This is a genomic window from Ruegeria sp. AB6 (assembly GCF_056542685.1).
In genome coordinates this window covers 760,188-784,679 of the sequence record NZ_JBQGAD010000001.1, presented here as the reverse complement: position 1 = coordinate 784,679, position 24,492 = coordinate 760,188, and the positions used below count along the sequence as shown (strand labels likewise).

Genomic DNA, 24,492 nt, shown 5'->3' with positions numbered 1-24,492 from the left:
AAATCTGATCAAATTGGAAACTGTTTGCGTCGCTGGTCTCGATTGCGGTAAATTCAAAGCAACGGTTGTGCGGCGATGCTGTTCAGGCCGGGTCCATGAACCGTAGCAGGGGCAGGTTCCATAGAACGCACGATCTTCCGCTTTATTTGGAAATATTCGAAGCGCGACCAGTTAATCCTGCTGGCTGTGACTTCGACGCTGTTTCCCTTGCTGTATCTCACGCTGGAGTTGCCTAAGCGGATCATCAATGACGCCATCGGGGCCGGAAGCTCGGTGGTGAATGTGCTTGGCTACCAACTGCCGCAAACCACATTTCTGATCATCCTGTGTTTTGCTTTCCTTGCCGCAGTTTTGGCTCATGGCCTGATGAAAATGCGGATCAACACGATGAAAGGTGTGCTGAGCGAGCGGATGCTGCGCCGCTTTCGTTATCAGTTAATCAGCCGTGCCCTTCGGTTCCCTCAACCCTATTTCGAGCGGGTCAGCCAGGGTGAGATGGTATCGATGATCACCGCCGAAAGCGAGCCGATGGGCGGGCTGATGGGCGATGCGATCAGTCAGCCGGTGTTGCAGGCAGGACAGATGATTACCATCCTGTCCTTCCTGTTTTTGCAAAGCGTCTGGTTCGGCTTGGCCGCTGTTGCGTTGATCCCGGTGCAGGCGTGGCTGATCCCCAAGCTTCAACGCCAGATCAACCTGCTGAACAAGAAGCGTATTCAGGAAGTCCGCGTTCTGGCCGCCCAGATCGGTGAAAACGCGGCTGGTGCCTCGACCCTGCGCACCAATGGCGGATGGCGGTATCGGCGGGCGATGGTCTCGGATCAGTTGGGGCGTCTGTTCGGTATCCGGTTCGAGATCTACCAGAAAAAGTTCTTTATGAAGTTCATCAACAACTTCATCTCGCAACTGACCCCGTTCATGTTCTATCTGGTCGGTGGTTTGCTGGTACTTCAGGGTTCGGTCTCGCTGGGGGCGCTGGTGGCGGCGCTGGCGGCGTATAAGGACCTCAGCTCGCCCTGGAAGGAATTGCTGACCTACTACAACCAGACTCAGGACATGTCGCTGAGATGGGAGGTGGTCGTCGAGCGATTTGCCCCACCGGGCATGCTGGACGAAAAGCTGTTCGAGGGTGAGCCCGAAAAACAACCGCGTCTGCGGGGCGATATCGTGCTGGATCATGTCTCGGTCCGGGATATGGACGGCAATCAGGTGCTGGATGATCTGAACCTCAGCTTTCCAGCGGGTAAGACTATCGGGATCGCGGCACCCAGCGAGGAAGATCGCCGCGCCATTGCCGAGCTGCTGACGCGCGAGATGCTGCCCAGTGCCGGGCGAGTGTCGATAGGGACGCAGGATATTGCGAGCCTGCATCAGGGGGTCGTCGCGGCGCGTATCGGCTATGCTTCGTCGCGCCCGGTGATGTTTCAGGGCACGCTGGGCGACAACGTAATGATGCCGATCCGGTTCAAACCGCTAAGCGCGTCCACAGACGATCCCGGATTTGCCGAAACTCGACGGGCGGGCAACAGCGATGACCCGTTGCAGGCCCAATGGCTGGACCCGTCGCGTGCGGATCTGGACAGTCCCGAGGCGCTACGCGACTGGTGGTTGCACCTGATTGACGGGATGGGCTCGGGTGGGGCGTTGTTCCAGCGCGGGGCGGAACAGGCGTTTGATCCGGACACGCACCAAAATCTGGCGGGAAAACTGATTGAGCTGCGCCCGGTGGTGCAACAGGCCGTGCGTGATGCCGGGCTGGAGCAACAGGCGCTGGTCTTTGATCGCTGCTGCTACAACGCGGCCCTGCCGGTGGCCGAGAACCTGCTGTTTGCCACCCCGCGCGTTCCGGTGACGCAGGCCCTGTTGGCACAGCAGACCGTTTTCCTTGGCCAGCTTCGGGAATTGGGGCTGGATGAAACACTGGTGCATCTGACCCGCGACGTGATCGAAATGCTGCGCCAGATTTTCGGTCTGGACGGAACCGATCACCCTTTGTTCCGAAAGCTTGGGCTTGAGGCGCAAACCTATGAAAAGGCCATCGAACTTTTGGAACGCACGCGGGACGAAGGCGTGTCAGGTCTGGATGATGAACAGCTTGCCACGCTTCTGGCCGTGCCGGTTGTGATCTCGGCCGAGCAGATCGGGCCTGCGTTCACCGATGAGCTGAAAGATCGGATTCTGGAACTGCGCCACAGTCACTCGCAAAAGCTGCTGGAAACGCTGCACGATGTGTTTGTGCCACTGAACGCAGATGCTTTTGCACCGGGCTTGACGGTGATGGAGAATGCGCTGTTCGGAAAAGTCAGCCAGATCGGTGGCGCGCGCTCGGACGAGGTGCGCAAGCTGATCGTGGATGTGCTGGATCAGAACGGCGCACGGCCTTTGGTGGTCGAGCTGATATATGACGTGCCGGTGGCGTTGGGCGGGCAGAACCTGCCTGCGGTTTTTGCCGAACCGCTTTCCTTTACCCGTGCGACGATCAAGAAACCCGATATCCTGATCCTCGATAGTGCGCTCGCCAGCTATGACATGTCCACGCAGGTTGCGGTCTATAAGAACCTGCGATCGCTGCTACCCGAGACGACTGTCATCTATCTGAACGACCAGTTCGACAACCCCGGCGTATTCGACATGTTTGTCGAAATACGGCAAGGTCGTGTGGTTTCAGACGAAGGACCTACGGACGTGGAAGAAGACAGTGCTGCATCGGCCGACCTCGCGCGCAAACTGCGCGCGTTGGAGCAGACGCCGCTGTTTTCTGGCCTCGACCGTCGCCAACTTCGCCTGCTGGCATTTGGTGCCCGCTGGTTCGACGCCAAACCGGGCGAGATTGTTTTCCTCAAAGATGACCAGCCTACCGACGGGGCCTATGTAGTTCTGGAAGGCGAGGCAGGGCTGTACTTGCCGCAGCCCGACGGACCGGATCAGTTGATCACCACTGTAGGCGCAGGGGCGTTGGTGGGCGAACTGGGACTGATCCGCAAAGAACCGCGCGCGCTGAGCATGATCGCCGAGACAGAGCTGTCCTGTCTGCGCGTGGGCGAAGAGGAATTCCTGGCCGTTGTGGAAAATGACGCCGCGACGGCGTTTAAGCTGATGCAGGTGATTGCGGGCTACGTGTCGAACTAATCCTGCGGCTTGCAGAACAGATCGTAAAGCAGGCCGATCACCTGCTCGGTATTGCCGTCTTTCAACGAGTAATAGATCGTCTTGCCATCGCGACGGGTTGAAACCAACCCCTCGGCCCGCAAACGCGCCAGCATCTGGCTGACGGCGGCCTGACGGATTTCCAGCAGCCTTTCCAACTCACCCACCGATTTTTCGCCCGTTCCCAAATGGCACAGGATCATCAGTCGGCCTTCATGGGCCAGAGCTTTGAGAAAAGCCGCCGCCTGCGCGGCGCTTTCCTTCATATCTGTTACGGCACCATCTGCCGTCTGCGTGTCGTTTTCCATGAGCGTCATGGGTGGCCTGTCCGAAACTAGGGGGTTCATGCAATATGCCGCAAAACCCTGCGGTTTGTCACCCCTCGGTTGCAGGCGCACCGCCCTGAAACGCATTTCCGTTGACATAGTCGCAAGGTTCTTCCTGCATCTGTAAATGCAGACCCGTTCCGTCATAGGGATGCGCGCGGGCCAAGTCCTCGTCGACCTCAATTCCCAACCCCGGCGCGGTGGGCGCGGTGACAAACCCGTCCTCAACCCGCAGGCTGCCCTTGATCAGGGCGTCGTGGTACGGGGTTTCGATTGTCTCCAGCAGAAGCAGGTTCGGGATCGAGGCCGCCAGATGGATATTCGCGGCCCACTCGATCGGCCCGGCATAAAGATGCGGTGCCATCTGGGCGTTGAAGACCTCGGCCATGGCGGCGACCTTCTTCATCTCCCATATCCCGCCCGCACGTCCCAAGGCAGGTTGCAGGATCTCAGCCGCGCCCGCGCGCAGAACCGCGCCGAATTCGGCCTTGGTCGTCATCCGTTCACCGGTTGCCACCGGGATGCGGACATTGCGGGCGACGCGGGCCATGTCCTCGACCATGTCGGGCGGCGTCGGTTCTTCGAACCATAGCGGAGAATACGGCTCCAGCGCTTGTCCCAGACGGATCGCGCCTGCGGTGTTGAACTGGCCGTGGGTTCCGAACAACAGGTCGGCTTTGTCGCCAACCGCCTCGCGGATCGCTTTGCAGAAGGCCACGGACATTGAGATATCGGACATAGCAGGCATGTGCCCACCCCGGATCGTGTATGGCCCGGCGGGGTCGAATTTAACGGCCGTAAAGCCGCGCCGCACCATCTCGGCCGCGCATTCCCCGGCCTGTTCGGGTGAAGTCCAGAAGTCAGTCAGATTATGCTGAGGCAGGGGGTAGAGATACGTATAAGCGCGAATGCGTTCATTCATCAGCCCGCCAAGCAAGGCATAAACCGGGCGGTCGCGGTCTTTGCCCAGAATGTCCCAGCAGGCGATCTCGAGCCCCGAAAACGCGCCCATCACCGTCAGGTCGGGGCGCTGCGTGAAGCCGCTGGAATAGGCGCGGCGGAACATGAGTTCGATGTTTTCGGGGTTTTCGCCCAGCATATGCCGTTCGAACACGTCGCGGATGACGTGGCGCATCGCCTCGGGCCCGACGGAGGAGGCATAGCATTCCCCCCAGCCGGTAATCCCGGTATCGGTCGTGAGCTTTACCAATATCCAATAGCGCCCCCCCCAGCCCGGCGCAGGCGGGGCGGTGACGATAATGTCGAGATCTTGCAGTTTCATGCGCGGCTAGCCTCGGTCAAACAGGATCACATTGCGTTTGGCCGATCCGGTCTTGGTGTCGGCAATCGCTTCGTTGATCTGATCCAGTGACCAGCGACCCGAGATCAGTTCATCCAGCTTCAGTCGCCCTTGTTCATAGAGGTCGATCATCCACGGAATATCCCGCTGAATGACCACATCGCCCATTTTCGACCCGATCACGCCCTGGCCCATAGCGGCCAGCATAACTGGTTCATAGGTGGACATATCCCCGGAATGCGGCATCCCGATCATGATCGCCTTGCCGCCGCGTCCCAGATAGCGCGGGGCCTGATCATAGGCAGGGATGGCCCCGACGGTAATCAGTACGGCATCCGCGCCGCGCCCGCCCAAAGCCTTGTAAGATTCCTTCCAAGGGGCCTTGGCCGTTGCCAGAACGCCATGGGTTGCGCCGAATTCCTTTGCGATCTCAAGCTTCTCTTCCGTCATGTCGACAGCCACGATGCGGCGGGCCCCAGCAATACGAGCGCCTTGAATTGCATTCAGGCCGACCCCGCCCGCGCCGATCACTACAACGTCCTGACCGGCCCGCAAACCAGCGGCGTTGACGGCGGCACCGAATCCGGTGATCACACCGCAGGACAGCAGGCTGGCAACGTCCTTGGGCATGGTTTCGGGGATTTTCACGATCTGCCTATGGCTGACGACGACCTTTTCGGCAAAGGCACCGCAGGCCATGGCCTGTTCCAGCGGTTCACCGTCCGAAGTCCGCAATGGGCCCTTCACAGTGTCATAGGGCGTTTCGCAAATGGTCGGTTGCCCACCCGCACAGGACGGACAGGACCCGCAGGCGCGGATCAGCGTGACAACGACCGGATCCCCGACCTGAAACCCGTCGGTAGCAGCGCCCACGGCGGTGATGACACCCGCGGCCTCATGCCCATAGACCGCAGGCAGGAACCCGCCCCACGCACCGCTGGCGTAAGAGATGTCCGAGTGGCAGATCGCCACCGCATCCAGGGTCACTTCGACCTCGCCTGTTCCCGGTGGTGCCAGTTGAACATCCTCGATGACCAGAGGTTCGTTAAACGCCCGGCATACGGCGGCTTTGATGGTTTGCATGGTTTGCCCTCGTCCTTTTCCGGTCACGGTGACGCGGACGGGCGCGCGACGCAAGGCGGAAACCGTCACAAAAGCGTCGTTGTCAGGTCATGACCTTAGGTGACCGGAAGAAAAGGACAAAGCCCACAACCATCAACAGCATGGCCAGTAAAAACGGTGCCCCCGGCAGATAGAGCACGGCATCCGGGCGCGCAAACTGCGCAAAGACGCTGGTCATCACCAAAGGCGATATTACCATCGACAAGGCATGCAGTGAGGTCAGGACGCCCTGCAACTCTCCTTGCTGGGAATCCGGCGTGGCGCGGGATGTCATCGCTTGCAAAGCCGGGGTGACGATCGCGCCAATTGCGGTGATCGGGATCAGCATCAGGGCGATGAAGCCGTTGGTCAGAAATCCCAGTATGATAAAGCTGACGATCTCGAAGCCCATGCCGTAGATGATGGTCTTGCGCTCGCCGAAATACCGCATGGCCGGTCGGATCAATCCGCCCTGAACCGCGGCCATTCCGATGCCGTAGACGCCCAGCGACAGGCCAATCATCTGCGGCGACCAGCCAAAGCGCTCGGTGGTGAAATAAGCCCAGATTGCCGGATAGACGTAGATCGACACGGAATAGAGGAAATAAACCCACAACAACGGGCGAATTCCGGGCAGGCTGGCTATGGCGCGCAAAGAGTTGACCGGATTGGCGCGGCGCAGGCTGAACGCGCGGCGGGTTTTGTCGGTAACGGTCTCGGGCATGACAAAGACACCGATGGCGAATGCGAGGGTTGAAAGCCCAGCGGCAGCCCAAAAGGGCGCGCGGGTTCCGTATTCGCTGAGCAATCCACCGATTACGGGGCCAAGGACAAAGCCGATGCCAAAAGCCGCGCCCAGCAGGCCGAAATTGGCTGCCTTGTCTTTCGGTTTCGAGACATCGGCCATGAAGGCGGCAGCGGTGGCATGGGTGGCTGCTGTGATACCTCCGACAAGGCGCCCAATCAGCAAGAGCCAAATGCTGCCTGCCAGTGCCATCACGACATAGTCCAGCGCCATCACGAACAGCGAGACCAGCAAAACAACCCGCCGCCCATACGCGTCCGAGAGGTTGCCCAGGATCGGGCCGAATACAAATTGCATGGCCGCGAATGTTGTGCTGAGCACGCCGCCCCAGATAGCGGCGCTTGCGAGGGTGCCGCCCTGAACCTCGACAATGAGCTCTGGCATGATTGGCAGAACAAGGCCGATGCCCATCGCGTCGATCATCACGGTCAGCAGGACAAAGAGGAAGGGCAGGCGCATCGTCAGCAATCACCCAAGTGGTCCGGCGGGCGCTGGTCCCTCGGTGATTGGACGAAAAGCGTCAACACGGACGACCGGATGGAAAGGTTTGTTCGGCGATGGCGTTCAGAATTCCGGCCAATGTGTCAGGCTGCGAGAAGAACGGAGAGTGCGAACTGTCGATGTCAAAGCGCATATCTGGCGGCACCGACAGGCTCATTTGTGCCTGATATTCTGGGGGAATGGTGCGGTCGTCGGTCGCGCGGATATAAGCCTTTGGAACTTGATCCCACCTGTCGGTGAGGGGCAGAGGCGTGTCCTGCGGCGCGATGGGTTGCGGGCACAGACGCGCCAAAGCATTTCGCACGGTGGCAGGTGGGCAATCGTGATAGAACAGCTCTTGGACGCAATCGGGCTTTACGGTGTACGACAGGCCATCCGCGGATTTGTCGACCGCGTCAGCGATGGTCTGGCGCGGCGATTGGCGGCGCATCTCGACCATCGACATGCCATCTTTGGGCACATAGGCGCACAGATAGACCAGCGCCTTCATGGCGGAAGGATCGGCCTCGGCCGCGGCGCTGATCGGGTAGCCGCCCCAGGAATGTCCGACGATGATCGTTTCGGGGGTTGAGGCGGCCAACACCGCATCCCGGCACCCGGCCAATGTGACCTGCGCGACCGGCGTCGGATCCGAGCCATGGCTGGGCATGTCGATCGCGCGGGCCGTGTGCCCCAAAGCCTGAAGCGCCGGGATCAGATCGCGCCAGCACCACGCGCCGTGGCAGGAGCCGTGAACCAACAGAAAATCCGCCATGTCTCCCTCCTTCAAATATGACCGATATCGGTCAGGAAACGGTGCAGCAGGTTTGCATATTCTTCGGGCTGCTCGACGCAGGGCAAATGACCGGCCCTGCGCATCAACTCGAACTTCGATCCGGGGATCAACTCGATGGTCTCGCGCACCAGATCGGGCGGGGTCGAGCCATCCTCGCTGCCCGCAATGCCCAGCGTGGGCAGGCGCAAGCCGCTTGTGGGGGTGTAAAAATCCGTGCCCGAAATGGCCGCACAACACCCAATATATCCTTCGGCAGGCTGGCGTTCCATCATGTTTCGCCACAGCAGCATATCAGGCGTGGTGCGAAACGCGCGCGAGAACCAGCGCTCCATCGTGGCGTCGGCCAGCGCCTCGATCCCATCCTTGCGGATGGCGTCGATCCGGTCCTGCCACATGGCAGGCGTGCCGATCTTGGCCGCCGTGTTCGACAGCACCAGTGCGCGCACCTGATCCATGCGTTTAACCGCCAAGCCTTGCGCAATCAGCCCGCCGATAGACAGGCCCACAAAAACGCAGTCGCGCACATTCAGAAGATCCAGCAACGCTTCGGCATCCCGCACCAGCGCACCCATCGAATAGGGACCGGCTGGGCACGACGACAGGCCATGTCCGCGTTTGTCATATCGAATGATGCGAAGACCAGCGGGCAGATGGGGCAGCACGGCGTCCCACAGGCGCATATCGGTGCCCAGCGAGTTCGCGAACACCACGGTCGGCCCATCTGGGTCACCGTCGACCCGATAGTGAATCTGGACATCCCCAAGATCAGCGATCTGCATGACTGTTCCCCCGTTCATCCCATCTGGAACCGACTAATACCCAAATCGCGTAGGGTTTGTCAGGTCAGGAACTCCAGCGCTTTGACAAAGACATCCGGGTCTGTGTTGCCGCCCGAGGCGACGACGATCACCGCATCACCCTCGATCTCGTCGCGCCGAAACAGGGCCGAGGCCAGCGATACGGCTCCGCCCGGTTCCAGAACAATCTTGAGGCGCAAGAAGGCCAGCGCCATGGCGTGCATGGCTTCATCTTCGGACACAGACAGGCCGGGGCCGCACAGGCGGTTGAGGATGGGGAAGGTGATGTCCCCCGGTTGCGGAGTCAGGATAGCGTCGCAGATATTGCCGCTGGTTGCCGCGTTGCTTTGGATTTGCCCCGTCGCTAAAGAGCGTTTCACGTCGTCGAACCCCTCGGGTTCGCAGGGGCGGGGACGCAGGCCGGGAGCGTGTTTTTCAAGCGCCAGCGCAATGCCCGAAGTCAGCCCGCCGCCACCGCAGCACACCAGCACATCTGCGTGTTTCACGCCCAAATCCGCAGCTTGCCGGGCGATCTCCAGACCAGTGGTGCCTTGCCCGGCAATCACTTGCGGTTCGTCATAGGGGCGGATCAGGGTCAGGCCACGCTCGACGGCCAAAGCCTCACCAATTTCTTCGCGGCTTTCCGTAGCGCGGTCGTACAGAACCACCTCACCGCCCAGAGCGCGGGTGTTGTTGATTTTCAACTGGGGCGCGTCTGACGGCATGATGATCACCGACGCGATACCGTGACGGGCGGCGGCGTGGGCCACGCCCTGTGCGTGATTGCCCGAGGAAAAAGCGATCACCCCGCGGCTGCGCTCGGCTTCGCTGAGCGCTGAAATCGCCGACCAAGCTCCGCGAAACTTGAAGCTGCCGGTATGTTGCAGGCACTCGGGTTTGACCAGCACCCGGCGGCCCGCAATCTCGTCCAGAAACGGAGAGGTCAGGATCGGTGTTTCCCGCACATGGCCCCGCAACCGGTCGGCGGCCGCTTCAATCATTTGTAATGTGCTCATACGGCGTCCAATACGTCGCGGATCAGCTCCAGGGATTGCGGTTCGTCCAGAAAGGGCGCGTGGCCCCGGTCAGGGACTTCGACTGAGACGAGGCCGGGATGACGTCTATGCATCTCGGCCAGAGTATCCTTGCCCAGCACATCGGAATTTGCACCCCGAATTACGCCGGTTGGAATGTCGCGCAAAGCCTCAAAAAACAGCCACATATCCGGGATCGCCCCGGCGGCGGCCTGTTCCAGCAAGGCGGTGCGCAACCCCAGATCATAGCGCAAAGCTAGGCCCTGTTCAGTTTCCTGATTCTGGAATTCAGCCATTTGCCGCCATCGCTCCAGCGGAACTCCGGGGAAATGCTCGGCCATCATATGCTGCAGGGCAAGAGCTGCTTCATCATAGGTTTTGGAAACCGGCTTTTTGCCGACATAGCCCATGATTTTGGCAATCCCTGACGTGTCGATAACCGGCCCGATATCGTTCAGCACGACCGAGGCCAAACGCTCGGGGTGACTGGCGGCGAGCGCCATGGCTATCAACCCGCCGCGCGAAGTACCGATCACCGAAACCCGCTCAAGCCCAAGATGGTCCAGCAATTCGATCGCGTCATGGGCTTCGCGCAGAACGTTATAGTTGCCGTGGTCGGTGTCATACTCCGACTGGCCGCGCCCTCGGTAGTCCATCGCAATCATCCGATGATCTGCCATATGCGGTGTCAGAAACGAGAAGTCCTGGGTATTACGTGTCAGCCCTGCAAGGCAAAGGACGGGCGAACCTGATCCGTTTTCTTCGAAATACAGGTTCTTTCCATCAGTTGTTGTAAAAAATGTCATTCCAGCCCAGCAAGTTGAGGGATCATCGTCAGGTCGGACAATACATGTGCGGGTCTCCAGGGCAAGCGGTCCATTGGTTCCTTTGCGCGGTTGACCCATGCGGTGGTAAAACCATAGCCACTGGCACCTGCGGCGTCCCAGCCGTTTGAACTCACGAACAAAATCTCGTTCCGTTCGCCGCCGAACCGTTCCTGCACCAGATCGTAGACGCGTACATGGGGTTTGAAGACCCCGACGCTTTCGACCGACAGGACATCGTCCAGCACATCGCCAATCCCCGCAGATTGCACCGCACCGTCCAACATCGGCGGCGAGCCGTTCGACAGAATCGCGGTCTGCAATCCTCCGGCCTTGAGCGCTTGCAGCATCTGGGGCACTTCGGGGTAGGCCTGCAACTCCCAATAGAGGTCGAGCAGACGTTGCCGTAGTTTTGAATCGCCATCCAGACCGGTGGCCTCCAAAGCCCAATCCAACCCGTCCTGAGTGACATCCCAGAAATCCGCATGTGCGTCCGAGACCGCGCGCAGCCAAGTATATTGCAACTGCTTCAGGCGCCAGTAATTGGCCAGTTCGGGCCATTTCTGCCCCAGTGCTTCAAACCCCGGCTCGGCTGCGGCCTGTCGTGCGGCGGCGGCTACGTCAAACAGCGTCCCGTAAGCGTCGAAGATACATGTTTTGATCGGCATCTGATCCCTCCATCCCTGGGGCGCAGGTTGGCAAAAGAGGAACGGGTTTACAATGGCGTGTCACACTCTAGGGTTGGCCGTTCAACTCTTTAACGGCCGGAGGCCAGAATGACCGCTATCAAACAGGGCGACACGGTTCGCATTCACTATACGGGGACGTTACTGGACGGGAATGTCTTTGACAGCTCGGACGGGCGCGATCCGCTGGAATTCGTGGTGGGATCGGGGCAGATCATTGCGGGGCTCGACAGTGCTATGCCCGGCCTGACGGTGGGTGAGAAGAAGAAGGTCGAAATTGCCTGCGTCGATGCGTACGGGCCGATCAACCCGGCGATGCGGCAAAGCATCCCGCGCGAAGGCATCCCCGATGATATCCCGCTGGAGCCCGGTTCGCGGCTGCAAATGCAGGCACCCGACGGGCAGGTCATGCCGGTGACGGTGGTTGAAGCGGATGAGGCAACGGTGACACTGGACGCCAACCATCCCTTGGCCGGTCAGGACCTCGTGTTTGATATCGAGGTCGTGTCGATCAACTGACCCTGCGCCGATGCGGATCAGCCTGCCAGCAGGCTGGTCCAGGATGCGACTGCGCTTCTGACCTGCGGCTGGGTGAAATACACAAACAGCATCAGCATTGTGGTCAGGCCCAGCAGGGCTATGCGCCCTCGCGCACCCAGAAATCCAGACTTGCGACGGGATCGGGATGTGCGCGCGGTGCTTGCCGCAATATGTTCAGCTTTGCTCATACCCGTATCCCTGCCGGTGAAAGATGGTCAAATCTTGGCACCGGCGGGGAAAAGTGGGGTCACATAAAGTCAGGCTGTGGCATGCCCAGAACGTGGAAGCCACCATCTACCTTGATGATCTCGCCCGAGGTGCATGCCCCGGCCTCGGATGCCAAATAAACAGCGGTGCCGCCTACTGCCTCAAGCGTAGCGTTCGAACGCATGGGCGCGTTCTGGTCGCAGAACTTGTAGGTCTTGCGTGCGCCACCGATGGCCGCACCGGCCAGCGTTTTCATCGGACCGGGCGAGATGGCGTTGACGCGAATGCCCTCGGGGCCAAGATCATTGGCCAGATAGCGCGTCGCCGATTCCAGCGCCGCCTTGGCCACACCCATCACGTTGTAGTTCGGAACCACGCGGTTCGAACCCTGATATGTCAGCGTCAGCAGCGTGCCACCATTGTCTTTCATCATCGGATAGGCGCGGCGCGCGACCTCGATGAAGGAATAGGCCGACACGTCCATCGAGTGTTTGAAATTCGCCCGCGTCGTGTTCAGGAAGCGGCCGGTCAGTTCCGACTTGTCCGAATAGGCAATCGCATGAACCACGAAATCAATGGTGGGCCAGCGTTCGCCCAGCTCGCCGAACGCTCGGTCCAGCGAGTCGTCATCGGTGACATCGGCGTCGACCATGAAGTCGCTGCCGAGGCTCTGGGCCAGCGGCTCCAGCCGTTTACCAAAAGCCTCGCCCTGATAGGTGAATGCCAGTTCGGCACCGGCCTCGTGCATGGCTTTGGCGATACCCCACGCGATCGAGCGATCGTTCGCCACGCCCATGATCAGGCCGCGTTTGCCTTTAAGAAGATCCGACATCACATTCACCCGTTATACTTTGAAAGAACCATGGATCCGTTGGTGCCGCCAAAGCCGAAGCTGTTGGTCATCACCGAGTCGAGTCCCGCATTTTCAACGACTTGCGTTGCAATTTCACCGGGCTGGATGCCTTCGGCGAGCGTTTCGACATTGATCGACGGTGTAATGAAATCATTGTCCAGCATCAGCAAGCAGAAGATCGCCTCTAACGCGCCTGCGGCACCTTGCGCGTGGCCGGTCATCGACTTGGTCGAGGAAATCGGCGGCACGTTGCCTTCACCAAAGATGCGGCGCACGGCCTCAACTTCGCCCACATCGCCGACCGGGGTCGAGGTGCCGTGGGCGTTGATATATCCAACCTTGCGGCCTTCGGGCAGGGTGGACAGGGCCAGACGCATCGCGCGTTCGCCGCCTTCACCCGAAGGGGCCACCATGTCATGCCCGTCCGAGGTTGCGGCATAACCGGTCACTTCGGCATAGATCTTGGCACCGCGTGCCAACGCGTGATCCAGATCCTCCAGCACGACAATGCCGCCGCCGCCGGAAATCACGAAACCGTCGCGATTCTGGTCAAAGGCGCGCGAGGCTTTGTCCGGCGTGTCATTGTATTTCGACGACATCGCGCCCATCGCGTCAAACAGGCAGGACAGCGTCCAGTCCAGCTCTTCGCCTCCGCCTGCAAACATCACGTCCTGCTTGCCCAGCATGATCTGTTCCGCCGCGTTGCCGATGCAATGCAGTGAGGTCGAGCAGGCCGAGGTGATCGAGTAGTTGATGCCCTTGATCTTGAACGCGGTCGCAAGGTTGGCCGAAATCGTTGAGCACATGCATTTCGGCACTGCAAACGGCCCGATCCGCTTGGTCGCGCCATTCTTCAGTACGGTTTGGTGCGCAGTCAGCATCGCACTGGTCGAGGGGCCACCCGAGCCGGCCACCAGACCTGTGCGCGGGTTCACCACCTGATCTTCGGTCAGACCGGAATCTGCGATCGCCTGGCTCATCGCGATATGGGCATAAGCCGCGCCGGGACCCATGAAACGCAAGGTGCGCTTGTCCACATACTCGGTCACGTCGATCTTCAGCGACCCGGCAATCTGGCTGCGGAAACCGTGTTCGACCATCTGGTCGTTGGCCTCAATGCCGGATTTGCCAGCTTTGAGTGAGGCCAGAACCTCTTGGGCATTGTTCCCGATGGAGGAGACAATCCCCAAACCGGTGACAACTACTCGACGCATATGCGTGCTCCTTATTTCGGGCCGATCAGGCTCAGGCTTCGGACAGGACGACTTTCATGTCCTTGACGTCGTAAATCATTTCACCGTCCGCTTCGACGATACCATCCGCCACACCCATGGTCAGGCGGCGCGTCTGGATCGCTTTTTTGAAATCAATTTTGTAAGTCAGCATCTTGCGGTCGGGGCGGACCATGCCGGTCAGCTTGACCTCGCCCACGCCAACAGCCATGCCACGCCCCTGCCAGCCGCGCCAGCCCAGGTTAAAGCCGGTCAGCTGCCACAGGCCATCCAGCCCCAGACAACCGGGCATAATCGGGTTGCCGGGGAAGTGGCAGTCAAAGAACCACAGGTCCGGAGTAATGTCGAATTCCGCCAAAACATGACCTTTGCCATGGGCTCCACCATCGGCTGAGATATCGGTAATCCGGTCCATCATCAGCATCGGCGGGGCGGGCAACTGCGCGTTACCGGGGCCGAATAATTCGCCACGGGCGCATTTCAGCAGATCATCCTTGTCAAAGCTGCTCGGGAATTGGGCCATTCTTGCCGCCTCTCCTGCCAGGGGTCCGTTTATCTAACCTGGCCTCGTCTAGCACCCGTATGCAAGGTCCTGCAAGAGCGGTGACATACATCATGACCAGTTCCGTCTGTTCTTGCGAATGAATTTCATTTGAAATTCCTAGGCCTCAGCACTTATATATACACAAGCAACAAATCGGTATCGGATTCATGACACCAGAAAGCCAGAGCATAGCCACTAATTGGTTGGTTCACGCCGGATTGCGCCCGACACGTCAGCGCGTGGCCCTGGCGGAGCTTTTGGTGGGTGACGGAAATCATCGTCATGTCACCGCGGAAAGCCTGTTTGAATCGGCCAAAAAGAACGGCGATGCTGTGTCTTTGGCGACGGTCTACAACACGCTGCGCGCGTTCTGCGAGGCCGGAGTGTTGCAGGAAATCACCGTGGACGGCTCGAAAAGCTATTTCGACACCAACACCCATGACCATCCGCATTTCTTCTGGGAAGACGAAGGCCGCCTGAGCGATGCGCCGTCGGACCAGTTGGTGATTCAGCGCCTGCCTGACGCGCCTGAGGGGGTCGAAATCGCGTCGGTCGACGTGGTGATCCGTCTGCGGAAGAAATAACCTTACGTCGATAATTCAGCCAGGACCTGTTGCGCCCGTTCGGTAAGCGCATCCAGCGGTCCCGTTCCGTGCCGCGCCAGCACAACCGGCTCGCGCGCGATCTGGTCAGTGACGGGCAGGCTGACCAGTGGCATTCCGTCGTAGCTGAGCGGGGCTGGGATGTTGGCATAAGTCATCGCAACCCCTTCTTCATGCGCCGCAAAGCTGCGTTGAATTTCCAGCGACGCTGCCCGGTGGGCAACCTTTGGGGTCTGTCCGGCTGAGCGGAAGAGATTGAGAAAATGTTGTGCCGAAAGCCCTTCATCCGACAGGATCAAGGGATAGGCGGCCACGTCACTTAACAAGACGTGTTCCCGCCCCGCAAGCGGGTGATCCGGAGACATCACCGCGTTCGGGGAATTTGCAAACAACTGCGTCGTCGAGAAGCCAGCATCCAAAGTCAGGCCGTAGGTGAATGCCAAGTCGATTTCCCCCTGAACCAGGCCCGAGACCAGGCCCTGAAAATCCGCCACGCGGTAGGTCACAGCGACATCTGGAAGTTCCCTGCGCAACAGGCGCAAAGCGCGCGCCAGCAAGAACGGCGCAAGATCTTCGAAACATCCCAAGCGCAGGCGCGCCGCCGCAGGTCCCTCGGCAGATGAGTTTTCCAGTTGCGCTGCGCGGGCCAGCAGGGCCTCAGCCTGTTCGATGAACCTGCGCCCTTGTGGGGTCAGGCTCATGGCTGCGCCGCGTTTGCGGGTGAATAGTGGGTGGCCCACTTGTTCTTCGACCCGTGTCAGGGCGTTGGACAGGGCGGGTTGCGACACATTCAGGTACTGCGCTGCCGACGACAGGCCCCCATGTCGACCGATGGCGCAGACATATTCGTACTGTCGTAGAGAAAGATATAACATGATTTTATATCTACCTTCAAAAGATATGACTTGAACAGAGGGCAATGCCATGCGCAGATCATCGCACAACCGGCTCGGAGACGAACATGACCCACTCCCTTGTGACGCAAGACATGATCGACACTTATCAGCGTGACGGCGTCGTACTGATCAGGGGGCTGTTTGCCGACTACGTTGATAGTCTGCGCGACGGGGTTGCAGCGAATATGGCGGATCCCGGTCCATATGCCTCGGACAACAAGAAACAGGGCGAAACGGGACTGTTCTTTGACGACTACTGCAACTGGTCGCGAATCGAGCAGTTTCAGGACGTAGTCCACAACTCGCCGGCGGCCGAGGTCGCGGCGGATCTCATGCAATCACAGACCGTGCAAATGTTTCACGATCATGTGCTGGTGAAAGAGCCGGGGACCTCGATGGCGACGCCCTGGCATCAGGATGGGCCGTATTACTTTGTCGAGGGTCGGCAGACGATCAGCTTTTGGTCCCCGCTGGACTCGGTGACACAGGCCACCTTGCGTTGTGTGGCCGGATCGCATCGGTGGGAGAAAGAGGTTTTGCCGACCCGCTGGGTGTCTGAGGAGGGGTTCTTTGCGGATGAGGGCCAGTACATCCCTGTACCCGACCCGGATACCGAAGGGATGAAAGTGGTTGAATTCGAGATGCAGCCGGGTGACGCGGTAGCTTTCAACTATCGCACTTTGCACGGCGCACGCGGGAATCACTCAAACAGTCGCCGCCGTGCGTTTTCGTTGCGGTTGGTGGGGGATGATGCGCGCTATGTGGAGCGACCCGGCCGCACCTCCCCCCCGTTTCCGGGCCATGACATGGTGCCGGGGCAGCGCTTGCGCGAGGATTGGTTTCCGATGGTGTGGCCGCGATAGGGGGCTCTGCCCCCGGCGCAGCGGGGCCGCACCTCCCCCGGGGTATTTTTGGCCAGATGAAGGATGGATCAGAACCATTGCCCCGGTTCGATCAGGCCCAGGTCCAGCAACTGGTTTGAGGTCCATTCGAACGCGACCGAGTTGCGCCATTGAAAACTTGGGATTTCAAAGGTCGATCCTGCGTTTGATTTCAGAGCCTTTGCAGCGCGGAAGGAACAGATTGCAGCCGTCAGGTTATGGTGCCAGGGGCAGGAATAGGTGTTGTATTCCTGCGTGTTGAACGTGTGATCTGACCGGAGCGTCAGGCCCTTGCGGGATTTGAACAGACCAATCCGGTCGATGCGGCGGCGTTCATAAGGAATGTGATCTTCAAAGCGCCAGCGCAGCCCCCCTGACATGTCCAACTGCCGTTCAACCGGGTGGCCGTCGGGCGTGTGGCGGGTGTGTGCGTAGTACCCGCTTCGGTCCAGCATCGCGCGATCCGGAGCAACCCCGTTGGGGAAGGCCGCCAGATCGTCCGCATAGAGGTCGATCACGTGGGTCAACATTGCATCACGGCGTTCTTCGGTGTGAAAAGCCAGCATCTCGCCGATGGTGCGGGTCTCGCAGAAGGGGAAGAACAGGTATTCGGCGTTGTAGCAATAATACATCCAACGCGTCGGGGCCGATGCGATCATAGTATTGATCGTGTCGAAGACGACTGTGCGCGGGGCGCAGGTCAAAGTGACACGTTGTATGCGCTCGGCCAGATCGTCGGACAAAGTGAAGTCGGCGGGCATGAAGGCTACCAGCGCAGCGAAGCCGAGGTTCAGGTGGTGACGGATCGTGCTTTCGACCTCGACCTCATCCTCGGCAAAGATCAGAGCAATTGGGCCATTTGACAGCGTGGGCATACCAGATCGCAGAAAGGAATTCACCGAGTCGTATTGCATGGCCTGTTCGCGCTCGTCTTGCTGGCATTTCGGGCCAAAATCGGGTAATCGCGCGGGCATTGCAAGCGGCGTTAGTAAGGTATAGACGACGCCGATCCCGCGAACGCAAAGGCCTTACCCATGTCGGAACCCAAAAAGCTGTACATCAAGACCTATGGTTGCCAGATGAACGTCTATGACAGCGAGCGTATGGCCGAAACGCTGGGCGGTCAGGGATATGTGGAAACCCAAAGCCCCGATGACGCGGATATGATTCTGCTGAATACCTGCCATATCCGCGAAAAGGCAGCTGAAAAGGTCTATTCCGAGTTGGGTCGCTTCAAAGGGCTGAAAGCGGAAAAGCCTGATCTGAAGATCGGTGTGGCCGGTTGTGTTGCACAGGCCGAGGGTGAAGAGATCATGCGCCGTCAGCCTCTGGTCGATCTGGTGGTCGGGCCGCAAAGCTATCACCGCCTGCCCGAGATGGAGGCCAAGACCCGCGAGGGCGCCAAGGCGCTGGACACCGACTTCCCCGAGGAAGACAAGTTCGAAAAGCTCAAGAACCGGCCCAAAGCCAAGCGTGGCCCGACTGCGTTTTTGACCGTTCAGGAGGGCTGCGACAAGTTCTGTGCCTTCTGCGTTGTGCCCTATACCCGCGGGGCCGAGGTTAGCCGCCCGGCAGATCGCATCATCCGTGAGGCGCAGGATCTGGTCGAACGCGGCGTGCGCGAGATTACTCTGCTGGGTCAGAACGTCAACGCGTATCACGGGGCCGGACCCAACGGTGACATGACGCTGGCCGGGCTGATCTGGGAGTTGAACAAAGTTGACGGGCTGGAGCGCATCCGGTTCACCACGTCGCACCCCAACGACATGGCCGATGACCTGATCGAGGCGCACGGTACCTGTGACAAGTTGATGCCCTATTTGCATCTGCCGGTTCAGTCGGGCTCGGATCGAATTCTGAAGCGGATGAACCGCAGCCACACGGCGGACAGCTATCTGCGTCTGATCGAACGCATCCGTGAAGCACGGCCCGACATCATGATGTCAGGTGATTTCATCGTGGGCTTTCCTGAGGAGACCAACGATGACTTTCAGGCCACGCTGGATCTGGTGGAGCAGGTCAGATACGGGTACGCGTATTCGTTTAAGTATTCTACCCGTCCGGGAACGCCGGCGGCCGAACGGTCTCAGGTTGATCCCGAGGTGGCGGATGACCGCCTACAGCGCCTGCAGGCTGTGATCACCCGTCATCAGCGCGAAATTCAGGATGCAATGGTAGGCCGAAACGTGCGTGTTTTGTTTGAAAAGCCGGGTCGTCTACCGGGGCAGATGGTCGGAAAATCCGAGTATCTTCATTCGGTTCACGTGGCCGACGCGGATTTGGCCATCGGCGAGTTGCGAGACGTACGCATCATCTCGTCGGGCGCGAATTCGCTGGCGGGTGAGCTTGTCTGACACGCGCGCTATCTGTGATGAAAACGCCAAGGGTCAATTTGAACTGAAAATTAACGCTTGATTTATCGCTTCGTTCTATGCTCCGAGAAAAGCCAGATTTTTTAGGGACCTACGACATTTGTAGCCTCTGAATTTTCGGGTTGTGTACTGACGCGGGCAAAGTGTCTGGGCCTTGGAGGATGCGAGTGGTAGTCGAAAGAAATAAAACAAAGCTTTGTTTGCAGTTTGTTTTGGCGGTGATGGTTTCGCTTTTGGGGCTCTCAGGGGCAGCGATTGCGGGCAATACCGATGCCGCCTTGTCAGACCCTCCGGTATTGGATCCGCAGCGGGTTGATCGCGACGTTAGCGCTTTCTATCTGGGATTGACGGCGGGATACGCAAGTGGCGGAACGGATCAGTTCGGTTTGGCCACACCAGGCGGCACGTTTCCCATTGGCGAATTGGACTTGAACGGGTCATTCGGTGGCGTTCGGGCTGGATGGCGCGGTGTTCTTCCGGCCAAAGGCGGGCGCGACTATGTTTACGGCCTTGAAATCGGGTATGAGTTCGGCTCGATTGACGATGAAACAACCGCGCTGATCAGTGGAACGACAGTAACCGGCGGGTCCGAAGTGTCGGACGTGTTGTCCATCCGATTCCGCAATGGCCTGACAAACAAAAGCGGCTCCATCCTTTATTTTGTATCCGCTGGCTATGTGCGCGGCGACATCGAAACGACAAACAGCATTACCACCGGCGCAACGACACAGTCATTTCAGGAGAGTGACAGCCGGGATGGATTCTCGCTGAGTATTGGGGCTGAGCATTACCTGAACGACGATTGGTCAATCACCGGCGAATATGAATATGTTCAGTTTCAGGGTGAGGATATCGAATTTGGCAACGGATTCTCGACCCGTTCCACGCCGGAGTATCGCAGTCTTCGGTTTGGTCTGACTTATACGTTCTGATTTGCAGAGGGTGCTCTGTCGAATACCGGGATGATTGGCTGAAATCACAAACAATCGGCGGAATTGTCATCTGATCCGGAAAATTTGAATCTGTGGCTTGCACCTACCGGAAATTGTTGTCACGCTCAGGGTGAAACGCCAAGACAGGAGAACGGATTGGCCATCGGTGCCCTGACCCCACCGCAAGATGAAATGCCCCAGCGTGAGGCGTTTGTTGAATTTCCAGACAACCGGTTGTTGATTGACCTTTGCGGCGAATATGACCGCAATCTGACCAATATTGAAAACAAGCTATCGGTTCAGATCGTGCGCCGTGGCAATCAGCTTGTCGTCATGGGTGACGAGGATGCCCAGAAACAGGCGATTGAGGTGCTCCAGGCGCTTTACACGCGTCTGGAAGGCGGGCGCGAGGTTGAAGCCGCAGATGTGGATCGTGAGTTGCGCATGGGCGGGTCCGAGACCGGAACCGGTAGCCGCGACGGCGATCAGCTTGAGATGTTCAAGGGCGGCACGGTCGAGATCAAGACTCGCAAGAAACTGGTCGAGCCCCGCACGGACGCGCAGAAAGCCTATGTGCAGTCGCTGTTCAACAATGAACTAGCCTTTGGAATCGGGCCGGCAGGCACGGGTAAAACCTATCTTGCCGTTGCTGTTGGTGTGTCGATGTTCATCGGCGGGCATGTGGATCGCATCATCCTCAGCCGTCCGGCGGTCGAGGCGGGCGAGAAGCTTGGATACCTGCCCGGCGATATGAAGGACAAGGTCGATCCCTACATGCAGCCGCTCTATGACGCGTTGAACGACTTTTTGCCCGGCAAGCAACTGGCCAAACTGATCGAAGAAAAGCGTATCGAAATCGCGCCGCTGGCCTTCATGCGGGGGCGTACCCTTGCGAATGCCTTCGTGGTGCTTGATGAGGCGCAAAACGCCACGACCATGCAGATGAAGATGTTCCTGACCCGTCTGGGTGAAGGTAGCCGGATGGTGATCACCGGTGACCGCTCGCAGGTCGATCTGCCGCGCGGGGTGCAATCGGGGCTGGCAGATGCGGAACGTTTGTTGAAAACGATCCCGAATATCAGCTTCAACTACTTCACTTCCAAAGATGTGGTCCGCCACCCGCTTGTCGCCGCCATTATCGAGGCGTATGAGGCCGACGCGGGGCGTGAAACCGGATAAGGCCCGCGCCGCGGATACCGGGTATTGGGCGAATTGACATGGCTATTGAACTGACGGTCGAAGACCCTCGTTGGAGCGGTCTGGAAGCATTGGTAGACCGTGCCGCTCAGGCGGTGTTCCATCGTTTTGATCTGGACGTAGATCTGTGTGAAGTCAGTGTTCTGGCCTGCGATGATGCCCACATTGCCGCGCTGAACGCCGAGTTTCGGGAAAAACCCAGCCCAACCAACGTGCTGAGCTGGCCCGCCGAGGATCTGTCGCCCGAGGCCGCAGGCGACATCCCTGACCATCCACAGCCCGATTTTACCGGTGAAATCGCCCTTGGTGATATCGCCATTTCCTTCGATACTTGCACCCGCGAGGCAGCCGAGGCGGGCAAACCCATGGACGATCACGTGACGCATCTGATCGTTCACGGATTGTTACATCTGTTGGGCTATGATCACATTCGTGACCCCGACGCCACTTTGATGGAGGGGCTTGAGGTCGAGATACTTGGCAAAATGGGTATTGATAACCCATATATAGTTTAATACGGGCCAGTCAGGCCGATCATTTGGACTAGGATAATGGGCGAAACAGACGGCAGTTCTATGGCGGCGCAAAGCGCGCAACCGCAGAGCAGCGGCGAAAACAGCAAAGAGAAGACAGGGTTTTTCTCTCGAATAGTAGATGCGTTCTCAACCCCGACCGAGGGGGAGGCCACTGCGATGAATGGTCATGACACTGAGGCGACACAGCCACGCGGCATGATCAACCTGCGCCGGATGCGGGTTGAAGATGTGGCCATTCCCACGGCAGAAATCGTGTCAGTTCCTTCGACCATCTCCAAAGACGAGCTTGCGCAGGTGTTTCGCGAAAGCGGTCTGTCGCGGATCCCTGTTTATGAAGGGACACTGGATACGCCTTTGGGCTTCGTGCACCTTAAGGATTTCGCGCTGACCCATGGGTTCAACGGAACATCATCCGAATTCGATCTCGTCTCGATGTTACGGACTTTGCTGTTTGTTCCGCCCTCGATGCCAATTGGGGTTCTGCTGACCAAGATGCAGACAGAACGTAGGCATATGGCCTTGGTTATTGATGAATATGGTGGTGTTGACGGGTTGCTGACCATCGAAGACCTGATTGAGCAGGTTGTGGGTGAGATTGCAGATGAGCATGACGCTGACGAAAGTCAGCTATGGGTGCAGGAAAAGCCAGGCTGCTATGTCGTTCAGGCCCGCGTCCCAGTCGAGGAGTTCGAGGCCGAGATTGGAAGGTCTCTGACCAGCCACGAGGATGTGGACGAGGAAGAAATCGACACGTTGGGCGGGTTGGTCTTTATGCTGTCCGGCCGCGTGCCTGCGCGCGGCGAGGTTGTTTTGCATCCCGAAGGCCCTGAGTTTGAGGTGATCGACGCCGACCCGCGCCGTATCAAGCGCCTGCGCGTAATGTTGCCGGATCTTGTTGCATGACCCCTGTGGGGGGCTGGCCATTCTGGCTGATCTTCCTGTCTGCCGCAGTGCTTGGTGGCGTGGCCGCCTTTGGCCTTGCTCCGTTCGGGTATTGGTGGGCGACAGTTATCGCGCTGACGCTGCTGGCCCCGGTTTACCTGTCCAGCAAAAGCCAAGGGCAGGCAGCCTGGATCGGTTGGGCCTTCGCGACGGGCTATTTCGTCCATGCCCTAAGCTGGATCGTTGAGCCATTTCTGGTCGACGCGCCGCGCTACGGATGGATGGCGCCTTTTGCGCTGGTGTTTATGGCCGGAGGGCTTGCCCTGTTCTGGGCTCTGGCATTTTGGGTGGCACGAAAATCCGGCGCATCGGGGGTGGGGCAAACTGTTTTGCTCGCACTGATCATCGCGCTGGCAGAAGCGGCGCGTGGCTATGTGCTGACCGGGTTTCCGTGGGCCGGGTTGGCGCAGGTCTGGGTGGACACACCCGTGGCGCAGGTTCTTGCTCTGACCGGGCCCTATGGGTTGGGGGCGTTGACCTTGCTGGCTACTCTGCCGCTGGGCGCGGCGCTGTCGCGGCGCAAGGGGATTTTCCTGCCTTTGTGTCTGTCGGTTGGTTTTGTAGGTCTGGGTTTGGGATACGCCGCGATGCGCCCGGACGTTACCAATACCGAACACATCGTCCGTCTGATCCAGCCGAACGCGCCGCAGCACCAGAAATGGGACCCAGACTATGCTCCGCTTTTCTTTGCTCGCCAGATTGAATTTTCGGCGCAGCAGCCACGCCCGGACCTGATCGTGTGGCCGGAAACCTCGGTTCCCGCTTGGCTGGGTAGCGCGCAGCCTCATCTGGACGCGATTGCCGAAGCCGCGCAGGGAACGCCGGTTTTTCTGGGCATTCAACGGGGGGATGGGCCCCGGATCTACAATTCGATGATCTACCTGAATGAAGATGGGCAGCGGCAGGGCCTGTATGACAAGCACCATCTGGCCCCGTTTGGCGAATTCGTTCCGTTTGGGGACGTGATGGCCCGGTTCGGCATTCACGGCATGGCCACGACCACGGGCAACGGCTTCAGCGCCGGTCCGGGCGCTGAGCTGATCGAGGCGGGAAAGCTGGGGCTGGCCCTGCCGTTGATCTGCTATGAGGCGGTGTTCACGCAAGATGTTTTGTCGGCACCGGGGCGCGCGGATTTTCTGATGCAGATCACCAATGATGCTTGGTTTGGCACTCGGTCCGGGCCGTATCAGCACCTCGCCCAAGCCCAAATGCGCGCGGTTGAACAGGGCCTGCCAATGATGCGCGCCGCCAATACTGGTGTCTCGGCGATGATCGACCCTTTGGGGCGGATCACCAAGGCACTGCCACTTGGAGAGGCGGGGTTTATCGACGCGCTTTTGCCTGCCCCGCTGGCTCGGACACTGTATGCGCGGATCGGCGACTATCCGGTCTTTTTTGTGCTATTCGGCCTGACCGCGCTGCTTTGGCGCAACTCCCGGCGGGTAGACGCATAAATACCGAT

25 protein-coding genes are annotated in these 24,492 nt (G+C 59.2%); 10 read left to right on the top strand and 15 right to left on the bottom strand.

The window, feature by feature from the left end:
- Positions 1-132: 132 nt before the first annotated feature.
- Positions 133-3,129, top strand: coding sequence for a cyclic nucleotide-binding domain-containing protein (locus tag ACR0DB_RS03915; RefSeq protein WP_170790499.1), 2,997 nt, complete (start codon positions 133-135; stop codon positions 3,127-3,129).
- Here ACR0DB_RS03915 and ACR0DB_RS03910 read toward each other — a convergent pair.
- The 9 genes from ACR0DB_RS03910 to ACR0DB_RS03870 form a co-directional block, all read right to left on the bottom strand.
- Entirely contained in the window at positions 3,126-3,413 is a 288-nt protein-coding gene (locus ACR0DB_RS03910) for an ArsR/SmtB family transcription factor (protein WP_170770588.1), read from the bottom strand. The two genes, ACR0DB_RS03915 and ACR0DB_RS03910, sit on opposite strands and share 4 nt — an antisense overlap.
- Positions 3,414-3,522: 109 nt before the next feature.
- A complete protein-coding gene (locus tag ACR0DB_RS03905; protein WP_480549004.1) occupies positions 3,523-4,755 on the bottom strand; it encodes a mandelate racemase/muconate lactonizing enzyme family protein in 1,233 nt (410 codons plus the stop codon).
- Positions 4,756-4,761: 6 nt separating this feature from the next.
- Positions 4,762-5,856 (bottom strand): Zn-dependent alcohol dehydrogenase, encoded by a 1,095-nt coding sequence (locus ACR0DB_RS03900; RefSeq protein WP_480549002.1) that lies wholly within the window; start codon positions 5,854-5,856, stop codon positions 4,762-4,764.
- A gap of 82 nt (positions 5,857-5,938) precedes the next feature.
- Positions 5,939-7,138 carry a TCR/Tet family MFS transporter gene (locus ACR0DB_RS03895; RefSeq protein ID WP_480549000.1) on the bottom strand — a complete coding sequence of 400 codons (1,200 nt, stop codon included), beginning with the start codon at positions 7,136-7,138 and terminating at the stop codon, positions 5,939-5,941.
- A gap of 61 nt (positions 7,139-7,199) precedes the next feature.
- Positions 7,200-7,934: an alpha/beta fold hydrolase gene (locus ACR0DB_RS03890; protein ID WP_480548998.1), complete on the bottom strand. Its 735-nt coding sequence runs from the start codon at positions 7,932-7,934 to the stop codon at positions 7,200-7,202.
- 11 nt (positions 7,935-7,945) lie between these two features.
- Positions 7,946-8,734 (bottom strand): 3-oxoadipate enol-lactonase, encoded by a 789-nt coding sequence (gene pcaD, locus ACR0DB_RS03885; RefSeq protein WP_480548996.1) that lies wholly within the window; start codon positions 8,732-8,734, stop codon positions 7,946-7,948.
- A 59-nt stretch (positions 8,735-8,793) separates the two neighbouring features.
- On the bottom strand, positions 8,794-9,768 hold the full coding sequence (locus ACR0DB_RS03880; protein WP_480548994.1) for a threonine ammonia-lyase: 975 nt from the start codon (positions 9,766-9,768) through the stop codon (positions 8,794-8,796).
- A complete protein-coding gene (locus ACR0DB_RS03875; RefSeq protein ID WP_480548992.1) occupies positions 9,765-10,592 on the bottom strand; it encodes an alpha/beta fold hydrolase in 828 nt (275 codons plus the stop codon). The genes ACR0DB_RS03880 and ACR0DB_RS03875 overlap by 4 nt, the downstream gene beginning before the upstream one ends.
- On the bottom strand, positions 10,589-11,278 hold the full coding sequence (locus ACR0DB_RS03870) for a haloacid dehalogenase type II (protein ID WP_480548990.1): 690 nt from the start codon (positions 11,276-11,278) through the stop codon (positions 10,589-10,591). Before ACR0DB_RS03870 ends, ACR0DB_RS03875 begins: the two co-directional genes overlap by 4 nt.
- A gap of 108 nt (positions 11,279-11,386) precedes the next feature.
- Here ACR0DB_RS03870 and ACR0DB_RS03865 point away from each other — a divergent pair, with 108 nt between their 5' ends.
- Positions 11,387-11,815, top strand: coding sequence for an FKBP-type peptidyl-prolyl cis-trans isomerase (locus tag ACR0DB_RS03865; protein ID WP_480548988.1), 429 nt, complete (start codon positions 11,387-11,389; stop codon positions 11,813-11,815).
- A gap of 17 nt (positions 11,816-11,832) precedes the next feature.
- Here ACR0DB_RS03865 and ACR0DB_RS03860 read toward each other — a convergent pair whose 3' ends face one another.
- The 4 genes from ACR0DB_RS03860 to fabA are packed head-to-tail and all read right to left on the bottom strand — an operon-like array spanning position 11,833 to position 14,651.
- A complete protein-coding gene (locus ACR0DB_RS03860; protein WP_480548986.1) occupies positions 11,833-12,024 on the bottom strand; it encodes a hypothetical protein in 192 nt (63 codons plus the stop codon).
- Between the two features lie 59 nt (positions 12,025-12,083).
- The gene (locus ACR0DB_RS03855) at positions 12,084-12,875 is read right to left on the bottom strand and encodes an enoyl-ACP reductase FabI (RefSeq protein ID WP_170782930.1); all 792 of its coding nucleotides are present in this window, start codon (positions 12,873-12,875) and stop codon (positions 12,084-12,086) included.
- Positions 12,876-12,880: 5 nt separating this feature from the next.
- Positions 12,881-14,110: a beta-ketoacyl-ACP synthase I gene (gene fabB, locus ACR0DB_RS03850; protein ID WP_170354844.1), complete on the bottom strand. Its 1,230-nt coding sequence runs from the start codon at positions 14,108-14,110 to the stop codon at positions 12,881-12,883.
- A gap of 31 nt (positions 14,111-14,141) precedes the next feature.
- A complete protein-coding gene (gene fabA, locus ACR0DB_RS03845; protein ID WP_170326986.1) occupies positions 14,142-14,651 on the bottom strand; it encodes a bifunctional 3-hydroxydecanoyl-ACP dehydratase/trans-2-decenoyl-ACP isomerase in 510 nt (169 codons plus the stop codon).
- A gap of 188 nt (positions 14,652-14,839) precedes the next feature.
- Between fabA and irrA the strand changes: the two genes are divergently transcribed.
- Complete coding sequence (irrA, locus tag ACR0DB_RS03840) at positions 14,840-15,256, top strand: iron response transcriptional regulator IrrA (protein WP_170769903.1); 417 nt, start codon at positions 14,840-14,842, stop codon at positions 15,254-15,256.
- Between the two features lie 2 nt (positions 15,257-15,258).
- Here the strand turns inward: irrA and ACR0DB_RS03835 are convergent, their stop codons facing one another.
- Entirely contained in the window at positions 15,259-16,149 is an 891-nt protein-coding gene (locus ACR0DB_RS03835; RefSeq protein WP_480548984.1) for a LysR family transcriptional regulator, read from the bottom strand.
- A gap of 86 nt (positions 16,150-16,235) precedes the next feature.
- On the opposite strand from ACR0DB_RS03835, the gene ACR0DB_RS03830 reads away from it, so the two are divergent.
- Positions 16,236-17,033 (top strand): phytanoyl-CoA dioxygenase family protein, encoded by a 798-nt coding sequence (locus ACR0DB_RS03830; RefSeq protein ID WP_480548982.1) that lies wholly within the window; start codon positions 16,236-16,238, stop codon positions 17,031-17,033.
- A 68-nt stretch (positions 17,034-17,101) separates the two neighbouring features.
- Here the strand turns inward: ACR0DB_RS03830 and ACR0DB_RS03825 are convergent, their stop codons facing one another.
- Positions 17,102-18,025, bottom strand: coding sequence for a glycosyltransferase family 2 protein (locus tag ACR0DB_RS03825; RefSeq protein ID WP_480548980.1), 924 nt, complete (start codon positions 18,023-18,025; stop codon positions 17,102-17,104).
- Positions 18,026-18,085: 60 nt separating this feature from the next.
- Here ACR0DB_RS03825 and miaB point away from each other — a divergent pair, with 60 nt between their 5' ends.
- From miaB to lnt, 6 genes are all read left to right on the top strand, one after another.
- Positions 18,086-19,405: a tRNA (N6-isopentenyl adenosine(37)-C2)-methylthiotransferase MiaB gene (gene miaB / locus ACR0DB_RS03820; protein WP_480548978.1), complete on the top strand. Its 1,320-nt coding sequence runs from the start codon at positions 18,086-18,088 to the stop codon at positions 19,403-19,405.
- A 185-nt stretch (positions 19,406-19,590) separates the two neighbouring features.
- The gene (locus ACR0DB_RS03815; protein WP_336510117.1) at positions 19,591-20,355 is read left to right on the top strand and encodes an outer membrane protein; all 765 of its coding nucleotides are present in this window, start codon (positions 19,591-19,593) and stop codon (positions 20,353-20,355) included.
- A gap of 156 nt (positions 20,356-20,511) precedes the next feature.
- A complete protein-coding gene (locus ACR0DB_RS03810) occupies positions 20,512-21,534 on the top strand; it encodes a PhoH family protein (RefSeq protein ID WP_480548976.1) in 1,023 nt (340 codons plus the stop codon).
- Between the two features lie 38 nt (positions 21,535-21,572).
- Positions 21,573-22,067, top strand: a complete 495-nt coding sequence (ybeY, locus tag ACR0DB_RS03805) for an rRNA maturation RNase YbeY (RefSeq protein WP_480548974.1) — start codon at positions 21,573-21,575, stop codon at positions 22,065-22,067.
- Between the two features lie 36 nt (positions 22,068-22,103).
- Positions 22,104-22,991: a hemolysin family protein gene (locus ACR0DB_RS03800; protein WP_480502838.1), complete on the top strand. Its 888-nt coding sequence runs from the start codon at positions 22,104-22,106 to the stop codon at positions 22,989-22,991.
- Positions 22,988-24,484 (top strand): apolipoprotein N-acyltransferase, encoded by a 1,497-nt coding sequence (gene lnt, locus ACR0DB_RS03795; protein WP_480548972.1) that lies wholly within the window; start codon positions 22,988-22,990, stop codon positions 24,482-24,484. Before ACR0DB_RS03800 ends, lnt begins: the two co-directional genes overlap by 4 nt.
- Positions 24,485-24,492: the final 8 nt, after the last annotated feature.

What these genes read in the sequence shown, in the direction of transcription:
- fabA (WP_170326986.1), bottom strand. Translation starts at nt 14,651, where the DNA reads ATGGCCCAATTCCCGAGCAGCTTTGACAAGGATGATCTGCTGAAATGC.
- pcaD (WP_480548996.1), bottom strand. Translation starts at nt 8,734, where the DNA reads ATGCAGATCGCTGATCTTGGGGATGTCCAGATTCACTATCGGGTCGAC.
- fabB (WP_170354844.1), bottom strand. Translation starts at nt 14,110, where the DNA reads ATGCGTCGAGTAGTTGTCACCGGTTTGGGGATTGTCTCCTCCATCGGG.
- ACR0DB_RS03895 (WP_480549000.1), bottom strand. Translation starts at nt 7,138, where the DNA reads ATGCGCCTGCCCTTCCTCTTTGTCCTGCTGACCGTGATGATCGACGCG.
- ACR0DB_RS03835 (WP_480548984.1), bottom strand. Translation starts at nt 16,149, where the DNA reads ATGTTATATCTTTCTCTACGACAGTACGAATATGTCTGCGCCATCGGT.
- ACR0DB_RS03905 (WP_480549004.1), bottom strand. Translation starts at nt 4,755, where the DNA reads ATGAAACTGCAAGATCTCGACATTATCGTCACCGCCCCGCCTGCGCCG.
- ACR0DB_RS03880 (WP_480548994.1), bottom strand. Translation starts at nt 9,768, where the DNA reads ATGAGCACATTACAAATGATTGAAGCGGCCGCCGACCGGTTGCGGGGC.
- ACR0DB_RS03855 (WP_170782930.1), bottom strand. Translation starts at nt 12,875, where the DNA reads ATGTCGGATCTTCTTAAAGGCAAACGCGGCCTGATCATGGGCGTGGCG.
- ACR0DB_RS03875 (WP_480548992.1), bottom strand. Translation starts at nt 10,592, where the DNA reads ATGACATTTTTTACAACAACTGATGGAAAGAACCTGTATTTCGAAGAA.
- irrA (WP_170769903.1), top strand. Translation starts at nt 14,840, where the DNA reads ATGACACCAGAAAGCCAGAGCATAGCCACTAATTGGTTGGTTCACGCC.
- ACR0DB_RS03800 (WP_480502838.1), top strand. Translation starts at nt 22,104, where the DNA reads ATGGGCGAAACAGACGGCAGTTCTATGGCGGCGCAAAGCGCGCAACCG.
- ACR0DB_RS03890 (WP_480548998.1), bottom strand. Translation starts at nt 7,934, where the DNA reads ATGGCGGATTTTCTGTTGGTTCACGGCTCCTGCCACGGCGCGTGGTGC.
- lnt (WP_480548972.1), top strand. Translation starts at nt 22,988, where the DNA reads ATGACCCCTGTGGGGGGCTGGCCATTCTGGCTGATCTTCCTGTCTGCC.
- ACR0DB_RS03830 (WP_480548982.1), top strand. Translation starts at nt 16,236, where the DNA reads ATGACCCACTCCCTTGTGACGCAAGACATGATCGACACTTATCAGCGT.
- ACR0DB_RS03900 (WP_480549002.1), bottom strand. Translation starts at nt 5,856, where the DNA reads ATGCAAACCATCAAAGCCGCCGTATGCCGGGCGTTTAACGAACCTCTG.
- ACR0DB_RS03860 (WP_480548986.1), bottom strand. Translation starts at nt 12,024, where the DNA reads ATGAGCAAAGCTGAACATATTGCGGCAAGCACCGCGCGCACATCCCGA.
- miaB (WP_480548978.1), top strand. Translation starts at nt 18,086, where the DNA reads ATGTCGGAACCCAAAAAGCTGTACATCAAGACCTATGGTTGCCAGATG.
- ACR0DB_RS03865 (WP_480548988.1), top strand. Translation starts at nt 11,387, where the DNA reads ATGACCGCTATCAAACAGGGCGACACGGTTCGCATTCACTATACGGGG.
- ACR0DB_RS03825 (WP_480548980.1), bottom strand. Translation starts at nt 18,025, where the DNA reads ATGCCCGCGCGATTACCCGATTTTGGCCCGAAATGCCAGCAAGACGAG.
- ACR0DB_RS03910 (WP_170770588.1), bottom strand. Translation starts at nt 3,413, where the DNA reads ATGAAGGAAAGCGCCGCGCAGGCGGCGGCTTTTCTCAAAGCTCTGGCC.
- ybeY (WP_480548974.1), top strand. Translation starts at nt 21,573, where the DNA reads ATGGCTATTGAACTGACGGTCGAAGACCCTCGTTGGAGCGGTCTGGAA.
- ACR0DB_RS03870 (WP_480548990.1), bottom strand. Translation starts at nt 11,278, where the DNA reads ATGCCGATCAAAACATGTATCTTCGACGCTTACGGGACGCTGTTTGAC.